The sequence below is a fragment of the Colwellia sp. MB02u-14 genome (genome assembly GCF_014076915.1).
Taxonomy (GTDB): Bacteria; Pseudomonadota; Gammaproteobacteria; order Enterobacterales; family Alteromonadaceae; genus Colwellia_A.
The window spans coordinates 59,183-73,569 of record NZ_JACGUX010000071.1 but is presented as its reverse complement, the minus strand read 5'-3'; the positions used below and the strand labels follow the sequence as shown (position 1 = coordinate 73,569).

The 14,387-nt window shown below is 38.5% G+C and carries 11 protein-coding genes and 3 tRNA genes; 9 read left to right on the top strand and 5 right to left on the bottom strand.

Features of this window, described 5'->3' with window-relative positions:
- Positions 1-146 precede the first annotated feature (146 nt).
- The 3 genes from H4J52_RS09440 to H4J52_RS09430 all read left to right on the top strand — a co-directional run bounded on the left by H4J52_RS09440 (position 147) and on the right by H4J52_RS09430 (position 3,494).
- Positions 147-1,739 (top strand): ABC-F family ATPase, encoded by a 1,593-nt coding sequence (locus H4J52_RS09440; protein ID WP_182181596.1) that lies wholly within the window; start codon positions 147-149, stop codon positions 1,737-1,739.
- A 95-nt stretch (positions 1,740-1,834) separates the two neighbouring features.
- A complete protein-coding gene (locus H4J52_RS09435; protein WP_182223203.1) occupies positions 1,835-2,686 on the top strand; it encodes a 23S rRNA (adenine(2030)-N(6))-methyltransferase RlmJ in 852 nt (283 codons plus the stop codon).
- 76 nt (positions 2,687-2,762) lie between these two features.
- Positions 2,763-3,494: an SDR family oxidoreductase gene (locus tag H4J52_RS09430; RefSeq protein ID WP_182223202.1), complete on the top strand. Its 732-nt coding sequence runs from the start codon at positions 2,763-2,765 to the stop codon at positions 3,492-3,494.
- 3 nt (positions 3,495-3,497) lie between these two features.
- Here the strand turns inward: H4J52_RS09430 and H4J52_RS09425 are convergent, their stop codons facing one another.
- The 4 genes from H4J52_RS09425 to gltX all read right to left on the bottom strand — a co-directional run bounded on the left by H4J52_RS09425 (position 3,498) and on the right by gltX (position 8,148).
- Positions 3,498-4,493, bottom strand: coding sequence for a fatty acid desaturase (locus tag H4J52_RS09425; RefSeq protein WP_182181567.1), 996 nt, complete (start codon positions 4,491-4,493; stop codon positions 3,498-3,500).
- A gap of 155 nt (positions 4,494-4,648) precedes the next feature.
- Positions 4,649-5,992 carry a DEAD/DEAH box helicase gene (locus tag H4J52_RS09420; RefSeq protein WP_182181566.1) on the bottom strand — a complete coding sequence of 448 codons (1,344 nt, stop codon included), beginning with the start codon at positions 5,990-5,992 and terminating at the stop codon, positions 4,649-4,651.
- Positions 5,993-6,125: 133 nt separating this feature from the next.
- Positions 6,126-6,647 carry a hypothetical protein gene (locus H4J52_RS09415; protein ID WP_182181565.1) on the bottom strand — a complete coding sequence of 174 codons (522 nt, stop codon included), beginning with the start codon at positions 6,645-6,647 and terminating at the stop codon, positions 6,126-6,128.
- Between the two features lie 88 nt (positions 6,648-6,735).
- The gene (gltX, locus tag H4J52_RS09410; RefSeq protein WP_182181564.1) at positions 6,736-8,148 is read right to left on the bottom strand and encodes a glutamate--tRNA ligase; all 1,413 of its coding nucleotides are present in this window, start codon (positions 8,146-8,148) and stop codon (positions 6,736-6,738) included.
- Positions 8,149-8,479: 331 nt separating this feature from the next.
- Here gltX and H4J52_RS09405 point away from each other — a divergent pair.
- From H4J52_RS09405 to H4J52_RS09395, 3 genes are all read left to right on the top strand, one after another.
- Positions 8,480-8,555, top strand: a tRNA-Val gene (locus H4J52_RS09405).
- Positions 8,556-8,583: 28 nt separating this feature from the next.
- Positions 8,584-8,659: transfer RNA gene (locus H4J52_RS09400), tRNA-Val, on the top strand.
- 30 nt (positions 8,660-8,689) lie between these two features.
- A tRNA-Val gene (locus H4J52_RS09395) sits at positions 8,690-8,765 on the top strand.
- 187 nt (positions 8,766-8,952) lie between these two features.
- On the opposite strand, the gene H4J52_RS09390 is transcribed toward H4J52_RS09395, so the two are convergent.
- Entirely contained in the window at positions 8,953-9,816 is an 864-nt protein-coding gene (locus tag H4J52_RS09390) for a S9 family peptidase (RefSeq protein ID WP_182181563.1), read from the bottom strand.
- A gap of 348 nt (positions 9,817-10,164) precedes the next feature.
- Between H4J52_RS09390 and H4J52_RS09385 the strand changes: the two genes are divergently transcribed.
- Genes H4J52_RS09385 through H4J52_RS09375 form a run of 3 tightly spaced genes read left to right on the top strand, consistent with a single transcriptional unit; the run spans position 10,165 to position 14,300 of the window.
- Positions 10,165-10,818, top strand: coding sequence for an ABC transporter ATP-binding protein (locus tag H4J52_RS09385; RefSeq protein WP_182181562.1), 654 nt, complete (start codon positions 10,165-10,167; stop codon positions 10,816-10,818).
- 58 nt (positions 10,819-10,876) lie between these two features.
- Positions 10,877-13,204: an ABC transporter permease gene (locus H4J52_RS09380; RefSeq protein ID WP_259367847.1), complete on the top strand. Its 2,328-nt coding sequence runs from the start codon at positions 10,877-10,879 to the stop codon at positions 13,202-13,204.
- Between the two features lie 4 nt (positions 13,205-13,208).
- Positions 13,209-14,300 (top strand): lipocalin-like domain-containing protein, encoded by a 1,092-nt coding sequence (locus H4J52_RS09375; protein ID WP_310649665.1) that lies wholly within the window; start codon positions 13,209-13,211, stop codon positions 14,298-14,300.
- Positions 14,301-14,387: the final 87 nt, after the last annotated feature.

The window sequence follows — 14,387 nt, the reverse complement described above, 5'->3', positions numbered from 1 at the left end:
TTTTTAAGTCGTAAATAGCCTGTCAGTTAATCTATAGGCAGACATAGCCTAACAACCAAATTTTACCCCTATTGAAAGACATCTTTTTTGTGTATAATCGCGCGCAATTGACACACCAGCTTAAATGCACGACCAAGGATTATCCTATACTTACAGCAAATAATATCACCCAACAATTTGGCGCAAAACCGCTTTTTGAAAATATTTCACAAAAATTTGGTGGCGGTAACCGTTACGGTTTAATTGGTGCAAATGGTTGTGGTAAATCAACACTAATAAAAATATTAGGTGGTGATTTAGAGCAAACCTCTGGAAATGTTAGTTTAGACACTAACGAACGTTTAGGTAAATTGAGCCAAGACCAGTTCGCTTTTGAACACTTCAGCGTTATCGATACGGTTATCATGGGTCACACCGAATTATGGGCGGTAAAAGAAGAGCGTGACCGCATCTATGCTTTGCCTGAAATGAGCGAAGCAGACGGCATGAAAGTTGGCGATTTAGAATCTGAATATGCTGAGATGGACGGTTACAGTGCTGAAGCGCGCGCTGGCGAATTATTAATGGGTGTTGGCATTCCTATTGATCAACACTATGGTTTAATGAGCGAAATAGCGCCTGGCTTCAAACTACGTATTTTATTAGCACAAGCGTTATTCTCAGATCCAGATATATTATTACTGGATGAACCAACCAACAACCTTGATATTCATACTATTCAATGGTTAGAAGAAACATTGAATGCACGTGATTCAACCATGATCATTATTTCGCATGATAGACATTTCTTGAATAGTGTTTGTACGCATATGGCTGATTTAGATTACGGTGAACTTAGAGTTTTCCCAGGTAACTACGACGAATATATGCTTGCTGCCACTCAAGCCCGCGCTAATTTACTTGCTGACAATGCTAAGAAAAAAGCACAGATTGGTGAGCTTCAAGCATTCGTTGCACGCTTTTCAGCGAATGCTTCAAAAGCGAAACAAGCCACTTCTCGCGCTAAACGCATAGATAAAATTCAGCTTGAAGACGTAAAACCTTCAAGCCGTACCAATCCATTTATTCGTTTTGAGCAAGAAAAGAAGCTATTTCGTAATGCTTTAGTCATTGAGAAATTAAACAAGCACTTTGATGATGCGCATATTTTAAAAGATATTTCTATGCTGGCTGAGGTCGGTGAACGTATTGCCGTAATTGGTGAGAATGGCATAGGGAAAACAACCTTTTTACGAACGTTATTAAGCGAAGTCGGCTACGAGTCAACGTCGGGAGAATTTACTTGGTCTGAAAATGCTAATATTGGTTATTACGCACAAGATCATGAGTTTGAATTTGAAAATGACATGACATTATTCGAATGGATGAGCCAATGGCGCCAACCTACTGACGACGAACAAGCTGTACGTGGTTATTTAGGACGATTATTATTTTCTGCCGATGATATTCTAAAATCAGTTAAAATATTATCCGGTGGTGAGAAAGGTAGAATGCTTTTTGGCAAACTGATGATGCAGTTACCTAATATCCTTGTAATGGACGAACCAACCAACCACATGGATATGGAGTCTATTGAATCGCTTAATATGGCTTTGGAAAATTACGAAGGCACCTTGGTATTTGTTAGCCATGACCGTGAATTTGTTTCAAGCTTAGCAACACGTATTATCGAATTAACCAAAGACGGTTATATAGACTTTGCCGGTACTTATGATGAGTACTTAGCAAGTCAAGCGTAGACGCAAATAACACCGTCTATACCAATAGATAAAACACTGATCAAAGAGTGTTTTATCTATAACTTCCCCTCCCCATTTTAGATTAAGGAATTCCTTTGCTCAGTTATCGTCATGCTTTTCACGCAGGAAACTTCGCTGATGTTTTAAAACATTCAGTGTTAACACTCGTACTTGAATATATGGTGCGAAAAGATAAAGGCTTTACTTATATTGATAGCCATTCTGGTGCAGGTATGTATTCGCTCAACGATGAATATGCACAAAAAACAGGTGAATACAAAGACGGCATTGCTAAAATTCTTAATGCGGTAAGTGATGAAAATTTCCCTGAGGCATTAACGCCTTATGTTGAATTATTGCAACAATTAAACGCTGAAAATAGCGAGTTGGAAATTTACCCAGGGTCGCCAGGTATTGCCAAAAAACTGATGCGCCGCCAAGACAGTGCTCACTTATTTGAGTTACATCCTACCGACATTCAACATTTGACTGAATTCTGTACGCGTTGGAATAAGTCACATGTAAAACAGTCTGATGGTTATCAAGGTATATTAGGCTTAGTGCCACCGCCAAGCCGTCGAGGCGTTGTACTTATCGACCCACCTTATGAATTAAAAGAAGATTACGCTAAAGCGGTTAAGACTATCGTAAAAGCGTATAAAAAATTCAATTCTGGTACCTATATCCTCTGGTATCCGGTGGTTACCCGTGAACGAATTAACGCCATGGAAACAGATTTTTCACGCAGCGAAGTAAAAAATTTACTGCAAGTTGAGTTTTGTTTACATGCCGACAGTGATAAATATGGGATGACTGGTACGGGGTTATTTATTGTTAATCCTCCTTGGCAGTTAAAAAAACAACTAGAAGAAATACTTCCTTTTATGAAAGCAAAGCTAGGTGAAGCTAGCACAAGCTTTACTTTACAACAGCTTATTGCTGAATAATACACTGCTGAACTACACTTTATATAACGATATAACGCAATACCTTGCACTGTAAAGCACCCACTTAAGGAAAATGATGAAGCCAATAGTCTTAATAACAGGGGGTAGTCGAGGCATTGGCGCTGCAACAGCAAAAAACCTTGCTCAGCAAGGATATCGTGTTTGTATTAATTATCGTTCAAATGAAGATGCTGCCAATAAGCTTGTCGCTGATATAAAAAAAGACGGTGGTGAAGCCATCGCAATACAAGCCGACGTAAGTGATGAACAAGCTGTGATAATGCTTTTCAAAATTATTGATGAAAAAGTGGGTGCACTAACGCATTTAGTCAATAATGCGGGTATTTTATTGCCGCAAATGAAAGTAACAGAGATGTCGGCACAGCGTATTAATAAAATGCTCGCGACCAATGTGACCAGTTACTTTCTCTGCGCAAAAGAAGCGATAAAACGTATGAAAGACGGTGGCGCTATTGTCAATGTATCTTCAGCCGCGGCAAGGCTAGGAGCCCCTAATGAATATGTAGATTATGCTGCATCTAAAGGTGCCATCGATACCTTTACAACGGGATTATCGTTGGAAGTGGCAAGTCTAAATATACGTGTTAACGGGGTGCGCCCTGGGTTTATTCATACCGATATGCATGCTGACGGTGGAGAGCCAAACAGAATAGAACGCGTTAAAGGCCTTATTCCTCTGCAACGAGGTGGTAAACCAGAAGAAGTTGCTAGTGCTATTGCTTTTTTGTTGTCTGAACAAGCGTCCTATATTACAGGGTCTTTTATCGAACTTGCCGGCGGTAAATAAGTTTTACAAAGCTCTATATCTATTGGCACCACTGAACGTGCTCAAGTCGTTAAACCTCACACCATTTTCTCTCATCACTTTATGCGCTGTACTCGCTAACATTTGGCGCAAATAAAAAGGTTGCTGCACGACAAAGTGATGAATCGCATGTGTGCCAGCAAAATTAAAAGTAAAAAGGTTCAGTGGCCAAATAACGATCCCTTTAAATATTTGCGTTTGCTGTAATACACTCTTAACGCCACCGTAGTAATGCAAATAAGACGTCACTAGGTTTAAGCAGCCAGACCGTAAAAAATTAGGCGCGATAATAATGACCATCATAAAGTGACTTAATTCAATAAATGTCAGCAACCATTGAGGATAGACATACGCACTCGGCATGAAAAAATGGATACTGTGAAATAAAAGGAAACTATAACCGAAAATATAATAAAAAATTGTCAGTGGGAAGCCAGCATTAAAAACCGTTAAAAAGCTAAAAACTTTCACCTCTTTATTCAGTTTATCTCTTTGCAAAACCAAACCGAGTAAACCATCAAACATAACGATAAAACGTACCAATAGATTCGCAATACCATTACCAACAAGTCGCTCCTCTAAATCTTGCGCTGTGCCAGAAGTCTTATGATGTTGTAAATGAATTTTTCGACGATACCATGGGTTAATCGTACTGGGACGCATTAACCAAACGACAGTCATCATAAAATTATGCATAAAGGGGTTATGGCGAAAATACAGTTTATGAATTAAGTCATGCTCTAATTCATGTGATATGGAGGCAAAAATGGCAGCCAAGATAATACAAAGCCATGCAGGAATAAAGGCACAATAATAGAGGGCTGCACTTGAAGCCATTCCACAAAATGAAACAATAAGTATGATTAATCCGATACTGTCTTGTTTATTGAGTAAGGAATATTTTTGTCGTAAACGGTCTTCTTCCGCTTTAACACTCGACACTATGTTTCTAATTTTTTGAGCGTCTGTTTGTACTTTCATTTTTAAACAACCGATGTTTATATTCAGACGATCATGATAAACCGAGTCAGTAACCGTCTTTATTTTTCATCAATACATTCATAGTATGAAGAGACAACATTTTTAAAATAACATTTAAAAACCTCATACTATCAACACCTTACAATACGATACAATTAATTTTCTTCAGAACTACTCTCTATGTCACTGGCGGGTAAAATAGCTTTCTTACGGAGTACAGGTAACTCACCAACATCTTGTGCAACAAAAACTCTCTTTATCACTTTTTTAGTTTGAGTGTTTTTACTTTGCTCACGCGGTTTCACTGCTGATTTTGTTTTAACCGCTACTTTAGCTTTTTTAGGTTTGATACCTTTAAACTTAGCTTTTAAACCATCAATAACATCAAAGTTAAAGGTTTGCTGTAAAAAACCTTCAACATTTTTGAAACTGATCCAGTCTTTAGGGCCAACAAATGAGATAGCATCACCCGTACTACCCGCTCGCCCTGTACGACCAATGCGGTGAACAAATTCTTCGGTGTGTTTTGGCATATCAAAATTGAATACATGTGAGACATTCACCAAGTCTAAGCCGCGAGAAGCTAAATCGGTGGTGATCAATATTTTTTGTTGTCCCTTACTAAAACCGTCCATTATTTGATTACGCTGACCTTGATTAAGCTCGCCACTTAAGGCAACCGTACTTAACCCTTGCTCGGTGAGCAACTTTGATAATCGGTCAGTGTCACTGCGCGTGGCAGTAAAAATAATAACTTGTTGATAGGTTTCCGTTTTCAAAAAGTGTTCGAGTAAGTCTTGCTTATGGTCTAAGTTGTCGCATAAATAAAAGCGCTTAGTAATATCTTTATGCTCGGTATGCGCGGAACCTATGGCAATGCGTTTCGGTTTTTTTAATAATGCCAGTGCGAATTCGTTCACTTGTGCGTGATCTAATGTCGCTGAAAACATCAATGTTTGGCGTTTTCGATGATCGGCTGCGCTATTAATTTGTTTTAATTGTTTTGAAAAGCCAAGATCTAACATTCGATCAGCTTCATCGAGAATAAGAAGCTCTAAGCCCTTTAAATAAAAATGACCTTGCGATAGGTGATCCGCTAATCTGCCTGGTGTAGCGACAATAAAATGAGGGTCTTTCTCTAGCGTTTTCACTTGATCATTAAAGTTTTCACCCCCTAATATAAGCACCGCTTTAAATTGCGACCCGGTGGTAAATAAGCGTAACTGAGTAAAAACTTGCTTTGCTAACTCGCGCGTTGGCATGAGAATAAGCACACGAGGATCACGTTTAGATAATGCCCTATTTCGAATTAAACGTTGCATAGCAGGAATGATAAACGCTAAGGTTTTTCCTGAACCTGTTTTTGACGAAGCAATTAAATCATGCCCAGCCATTGCAGCAGGAATAGCTTGCTGCTGAATTTCTGTCGGCTCTAAAAAACCTAAATGCTCAACCGATGACATTAAACGACTGTCTAAACCAAAATCTGAAAACTGCAAACTACACTCCAAAACAAGACCAATAAAAACATCACTATTATACCCTGCTATCAACAAGAATGGCGTATAGTATTTCTATCCGTCAGATAAAAAATCTAAAAAAGAGCCAAAATCTGTGCAACTTAACACCATATTAAACATGTTCGTCGCGTAACCAATCAACATAACCAACAAAAAAGTGTTGCCAAAAGTCGTTGGTTTGCGAAAATTCAACCAGTTGTTTACCAAAAGATTCTAATACCTGGAGATCAAAAATACAGTTATCGTCAGGAAGATACATTGCTGACTTTTGTTCGCATTGCTGGTAAATCGCCGTTAAACATTTTTCAAAGCCATCCAAGGAAGCACTAACGAGTGTGGTTTGCCACTGGTTTTCTTCTTCGGCAACTGCGGTATAAACGGCTAAGTGTGCATCATTAAAATCAATAAAATACGGGTCGCCTAATTCGGTATCTGTTGCGATAACAAACCATGAGCTTTGCCAATTACCAACATCACTATTAACTAAAATCGCTCCCTTTTTATCAATAGTGTAGCCAATTTGTGCTTTTTTCAGTACGGCGGTTTTAGTGATAACACTAAAACCTTGTGGACCAAAAAAAACCTCTTTATGTTCAAAAGCTTTTAATCTATTTAATAGTTCACTTTGGTTCATATTTTATCTCGTCCTTTTCAATACAATAAGGCCGTTGATAGTTAACCACCAACGACCTTATATTTTGTTAACATAAAACTTTATTTAATTAGCTGTTTGCTATTCTTGCTTCAACCACTTCAATAGCGTGGTCAATACGGGCAAGTACTTTATCTTTATCCAATAAAGCCAAAGTAATATCTAAAGACGGTGAATTTCCACCACCAGTCGCCGCAACACGCAATGGCATACCCACTTTACCCATACCGACTTCAAGCTCTGTGGCTGTATCGTTAATTGCGGCATGAATGAGTTCAGGTGACCATACGCTCAAAGCGGCAAGTTTAGCTTTCACGAGAATAAGTGGCTCTTTAACAACAGGGCGTAAATGCTTTTTAACTGCAGAAGCGTCTAGTTCGCTAAAGTCTTCATAAAAGTAGCGAGATATTTGCGCCATTTCTTTAAGCGTTTTAACACGGTCAGCTTGAATTTTAACAATTTCTTCAAGCGTAGGGCCGTTCTCAGTATTAATACCTTGATCATTCATATGCCAAGCTAAGTGTTTTGCAACATCGCTTGGGTCCATGGTTTTCATGTAATGCTGGTTTACCCAAATTAATTTATCGGTATTAAAACCAGAAGCTGCACGGTTACAATCTTTTAAATCAAATAATTCGATCATTTCTTCACGAGAAAAAATTTCTTTATCGCCATGAGACCAACCTAAACGTACTAAATAGTTCAGTAACGCTTCAGGTAAATAACCGTCATCACGATATTGCATAACACCAACAGCACCATGACGTTTTGATAACCGCTTACCGTCATCACCTAAGATCATCGGGATGTGGGCATACTCAGGGAGTGTTGCCCCTAAGGCGAGTAAAATATTAATTTGTTTTGGCGTATTACTAATATGGTCATCGCCGCGAACAACATGCGTTATCTTCATATCCCAGTCATCAACAACAACGGTTAAGTTATAAGTCGGTGTACCATCACTGCGCGCAAGAATTAAATCATCGAGCTCTTCATTAGCAATAGTAATATCGCCTTTAACCATATCTTTGATTACAACTTCGCCATCAAGTGGGTTTTTAAAGCGAATAACATAAGGCTTATCTGCAGGATAGTCCGTGCGGTCACGCCACATGCCGTTATACTTTTCTTTTGCGCCTGTTTCACGTGCTTGTTCACGCATTGCTTCAACTTCTTCACTGGTACTGTAACAACGATAAGCATTGCCAGATTCGAGTAATTGGTTAATAACTTCTTTATAGCGGTCAAAGCGTTGAGTTTGAAAATATGGGCCGTGTGTCCATTCAAGATTTAACCAGTTCATACCGTCCATAATTGCATCAACAGATGCTTGGCTTGAACGTTCTAAATCAGTGTCTTCTATACGTAAGACGAAGTCACCGCCATTTTTCTTGGCATATAACCAACTATAAAGGGCAGTACGTGCCCCACCAACATGTAAGTAACCGGTAGGACTTGGCGCAAATCGAGTTGTTAAGCTCATAAAAATCTCACTATAAATTTTAAAACTTAAAAGAAAACTCTTTAAAGTCTATAATTGGTACGATAAAAACTGCTGATATTTTATCAGGCATAGCTAAGGAAAACATCATTTGGAATAAGAAACAAAGAAAAGAAATAAAGAAAAGAGGATAAAACAATCAAGGTGTTGTATTTTACAGCAAGTAAATTAAATATATGAAAAAAATTGAAAAAAAAGCAGAAAAACCTTTCTTTTAGGTTGACAGCTTTTTTCATCTCCCTATAATACGCCCCACTGAAACGCAGACAGTCTTTAATTAATTAGACAGTTACCGATTCAGAGAATTAAGATTGGGCGATTAGCTCAGTTGGGAGAGCACCGCCCTTACAAGGCGGGGGTCACTGGTTCAAGCCCAGTATCGCCCACCAATCTTAATTTAGATATAAAAGTAATTATGGGCGATTAGCTCAGTTGGGAGAGCACCGCCCTTACAAGGCGGGGGTCACTGGTTCAAGCCCAGTATCGCCCACCATAATTACTACCTATAGACATAAATCTATATGGACGATTAGCTCAGTTGGGAGAGCACCGCCCTTACAAGGCGGGGGTCACTGGTTCAAGCCCAGTATCGTCCACCATCTTTATTTAATTCATACTCTATATTCAAATAATAAAACACATACTTTTGATTTATTAATTATTTCGCTAAATATAATTTAACATTTCCTATAATATTACTGGTTATATAGGTTTTTAAAGCAACAACTGCAAATATCCCCTGGCTTTACTTCACACACCAACAATAAAATAACTCATTTTTCTTTATTATCGACAATTTGCATTTAAAAACGCTTTTGTTACTTGAAGAAGCTTTACACGGTTATTATTAAAACTGTGGTCATCTTTGATTAAGGTATAATTTACATTATTATCTTTCACTTTGCGCATTGCGTTAGCCAGCGTATTTATTTCGGTAATAGGAATAACGTCACTGTCTGCGGGAATAAATAAGATGGGACGAACGCCAATTTCATCGGCTCTAGATATTAAGTTTAATTGCTCTCCCTTCTCTGCTAACTCTCTAGAGAATACTTCACCAGACCAGCCACGCAGCATAAACAAGGAATCAGCATACGAAGTCCAGAAATTCTGAGTTTTTACATCATCGCTTTTGAATGTCACGCCAATATTGGCTCCGTCGTAAACAACACCACAGGTCACTTCAGGGTTATCAAACAAACCTGAAACAGCCATGTGTCCGCCCATGCTGTGCCCAACATAAGATATTTTCTTCGTATTAATTTTGAATTTTTCAGCATTAATGGGTATTTGAAAGAATTGGGTTACCGCTGTTACATCTTGCTCCGAACCTGTAAATGAAAAGTTCCCCTCGGCTCCCCAAGCCCCTCTATAGTGAAAAAATATCACATTCCAACCCGCGTCACGCATTCCTTGTGCGACATCCAAGTTTTTCTCATTTCCGGGATATCCATGCAATAATATAATGGTAGGGTGAGGCCCTTTGCCCTGCGCACCATAATAAATAGCGGGTAAACGTTTACCATGAGATAACACGGTAATTTCAGCAGAGTGCTTCGGGTAAACCTCTCCTTGCGGCAGATCGAGCTTGGCGTGAACGCTACAAGAAAAACTCAACAGTAGACTGACTAAAATATACCGATAACTCATAGTAATTTCCATGAACAAGACTCCAAACAATAAAATACAAAAGGTGGCACACGATAGATAAAACTATATATAAGTAATAGCTTTAGCGCAAAGCTAACTTTTAAGCAGTAAAAGCTTTTATACAAGCAGCAGTAAGTAGCCATTCGCTTGTTCAATGTTAAAGTGCTCAAATGTTTATATAAACTTTAGCTATGAAGTACAGTCATTTTCGAGCCATGTGGCTTATAGTTATGGTGTGATGTCAACTGGTGGCTGATAAAACTGTATTTTAAGACTAAATTTGTGCTCTATTTTTCTAGTTTTGCAAGATTTGTTACGCTAGAGTGCATAGACTAACAAGGAGTTAATGTGATTGAAGTCAAAAACTTGTGTTTTAGCCGCAGTGATGGCGAAAACAAAGAAAATATTTTAAACCAGCTTAATTTATCGGTACCTGCAGGGCAACACCTAGCTTTACTGGGTGATAGTGGCTCAGGTAAAACTACTTTGTTGCATGTTTTAGCAGGACTACTGCAAGCTGATAGCGGTTCGGTTAGCGTTAATGATCAAGAGCTATCTTCGCTTGATGAAAAACAACTCACACTTTATCGTCGTAAAATTGGACTAATATTCCAACATTACCAATTACTTGATTGCTTAACCGTCAAACAAAATATTTTATTTCAACACAAACTAAACTTTCCAAAACAAGATGCTAATGAGTTTGACCATCTTGTCGCTGAATTAGGTCTACAAGACAAGCTTAATGCATTACCTCACCAGTTATCAGGTGGCGAACAACAAAGAGTTGGCATCGCAAGAGCCCTACTTAATAAGCCTCAGATAATTTTTGCCGATGAACCCACCGGTAACTTAGACAGAAAACGCTCACACCAAGTTGTTAAGCTACTTACCCAATTGTGTAGTGCGCGAAAAATCAATTTAGTGATGGTGACGCACAGCCACCAATTAACTGATTATTTTGATCACGTAAAAGTGCTGAGAGACGGTCGTTTTGATTAATGAAATCAAGCTGATCCTAGCCACCCATTTAGCGTTTTATCGAAGGCATCCTTGGTTAATGGCGTTATTCTTTTTAGGATTTAGTCTAGGTAGTGCACTCTTAACTGCAATATCGGGTCTTAATCAAGAGGCTAATACCCGCTATCAACATTCGTCCGCGTTAATCAATAACCCCGTTACGCACTTAATTAAACCATTAACAGGAAAGTACTATATTGATGGCAACTTATGGCTTGCTCTACGACAACATGGCTTTATCAATACACAACCTGTTTTACGTGGTCGATTAAAAACCAATAATGGGCAAACACTTGCCATTCAGGGTGTGGATACTTTGTTGTGGTTAAACCGCACACAATACCAACAGAGCGATGCAAATGCAGATAAAACACCTCAGCGCTTTTCCCTTTCTACTTTATTAGTTGACTCGCAATTTACCAAGCGCCTGTTGACAAAAGCAGATAACCCAGTAAGTTTTTCACTGCAAAATGGCCAACAGCAACCTGAAATTGTATTAGCTGATGATATTGGACTTTGGGCGATTACCGATATTGCCAATGCTGACTATTTATTAGAGGCTAAAGGGCAGCTCAGTTTTATTGAACTCTCACATGTTACCGAGCAGCAATTAACAAAAATAGAACAACTAATTGTGGGGCAAGCACAACTGATTGAGGCAGAGCAGCAATCGTTTGATGTTTTATCTAAAGCCTTTTTTTTTAATCTCACTGCACTTGCTATGCTTGGTTATATTGTTGCCGCATTTTTGAGTTTTAACGCGATAAAACTGACACTGACCGCACGACAAAAATTACTCGAACAAATGCAGTTATTAGGCTGTATTAAACTAAGCATTCAACTAAGTCTTGTTATTGAGCTTATTATTGTCAGTATTTGTACAGCGTTATTAGGGACATTAGGTGGCTACGTAATTGCCAATGCATTAGTGCTTGATGTTAATAGTACCTTGGTTGGCTTATATCAACTCGATAAAGCCCTTGTTATTAACTGGCAATGGTCTAATGTTTTATTGGGTTTTACCCTTAATATTTCTGCTTTAGCGGTAATATTGCTAGCACAAGCCAAGCAAGTTGCTCAAAAAAGTCAACTGATGTTCTACACTTTGTTGGTCAGTACATTAGTCGCCGTCGCTGGGTTACTCTGTTATGCGACTAACGAGTACCAAGCATTACTGTTATGTTTTGCCCTGTTAATGTTATTTATTTTAATAGTGCCCAAAGCGCTATCTGGTTTGGTTTCATTACCTTTCGTAATTTCGAATCCATTAACGCAATGGCTTCATGCCGATACACGTCATCATATAAAAGACCTCCATATTGCTATTATTGCAATTTTAGTCGCTCTTGGTAGTGCTATCGGAATGCAAATAATGGTGAAAAGTTTTAGTCATACCTTAAATGCCCATCTTGAAAAACAATTGAGTGCAGATATATATTTGCGCTCAGATAAACTCGATAACAGCTTAAGGCAAACACTCAGTAACTTGCCTGAAGTTGAGAAGTTAAGTGTTTATATAGAAAGCGATGGTTCTGTAAATAATATTCCTACAAACCTTGCAAGCTTTGGTGAAACATCCGCGCATTATCAACATATTTCTCTAACCTCTGGCTTAGCTATTAGTGAGGATAATTTCACAAACAAAGGCTGTTTGGCTAATGAGCAAAGCAAAATTAAATTTGGTTTTTCGCTAAATGATATTACGGTGTTTGACCAAAACTCAAACACATATACTTGTCGTATAACGGGATTTTTTTATGATTATGGTAACCCCAGAATTTTGCTACTTACATTAGAGGAGCGGCAAAAAACGTCAAGGCTAAATCGAGATTTTTTTGGTTATTCAATTCGACTAAAAAACAGTACCTCCGTTGCTATCTTTAGTGAGCGCTTAATCAACGAATTTCAACAAGACAGTACAAAAATTTTACCTAATAAAAGGTTTAAAGAAATAGCTAATGCTTTGTTTGAAGATACTTTTGTAGTCACCAAAGCACTGAATGGTTTTATTCTCGCCATTGCATTGTTAAGTTTGTGTACCAGCCTATTAAGTTTAAGTGTTAATCAGTTAAAACAATTAACCATATTACGTAATCTCGGCGTAACCCAGCAGCAATTATTATTCATGAAACTACTACAAACAATAGGCGTGGTGTTGTTTACTGCATTATTTGCTATTCCGCTTGGTTTTGCATTGGGCTTTGCGTTATTGAAATTTGTCATGCCAATTGCCTTTGGCTGGACTATTCACTTTAGTTTAGATTTAAGTAGTTTATTAGTAACCTGTTTAACGCTAATGGGTGTCTCTGTTTTATGTGCGTATTTACCGATTCGAAAATTAACCAACTTAGCTGCCAAGGGGGAATGATCGCGTGATAGAAAAACGAATTTTGAAAGGGTTATCACTTACACCCTTTGTTGTTGTGCTATTAATTTTTGTGCTGTCTGCGTGTCAGCCGACCGAACAAAAAAACACATCATCTACCTTGCAAGTGGCTATTGGTAAACCGGTAATACCGGGCACGGCACTAAAGTTTCCCGCTGATCATGGCATTCATGCTGAACAAGGCATTGAGTGGTGGTATGTAACCGCTAATTTAAAAAGTGACACGGGCGAAACTTTTGGAGTTCAATGGACGTTATTTCGCACATTAATGCCAAGTCATGTTGAATCAAAGTGGTGGGATAACAATCTTTATTTTGCCCATTTTGCAATGCAACACGAACAAGATCATGTTGCGTTTGAACGATTTTCACGAGCGAGCCAAGCCAAGGTTATTAGCTCGCCATTTTCTGCCCGTATTGATGATTGGCAATTAAGCAGTACGAATACTGAATTTTTGCCACTCAAGTTAGTAGCAACACATCAAGATTACGACATTGGATTAACTCTAAGCGACAGCCCAATAACATTGCACGGTAACAAAGGTTATAGTCAAAAAACACAAAGTGGCCATGCTTCTTATTACTTTAGTTATCCTTTTTTAAAGGTTAAAGGCCGCCTAGCTTTTGCGGGAAAAACCTATAATGTTACTGGTAATGCATGGTATGACCGAGAATGGTCGGCGAGTTTACTCGACAAAAATCAACTGGGTTGGGACTGGTTCAGTCTCATCGACGCTCAATCAGGTACTCAATCAGACAAACAAGGGCTAATGCTTTTTTGCATTCGAGGTAATGATAATAATTATGATTATTGTAGCGGTACTCAGATAGCCCCTAATGGTGAAGCAACGCAACTTTCAAAAAAAGACATTTCACTGTCGGTTATTGAAACTGTGACATTAAATAACCACGATTATCCAAGCAAATGGCAGGTTGAATTGACCAATAGCCCCACCATTATTATTGAAAGCATTACCAAAGATTCGCGTAATCAATTAACGATCCCCTATTGGGAAGGTCGAATAAAAGCTACAGGTGGCTTTAATGGAATTGGCTATGCAGAAATAACAGGAGACTAATTAAGCAGACTAAATTACCGCCATCGTTGTGAAGCTTATGCAACAAACCAATATGAGTCGGTATAATTTAACGTGCTAATCGCTTTA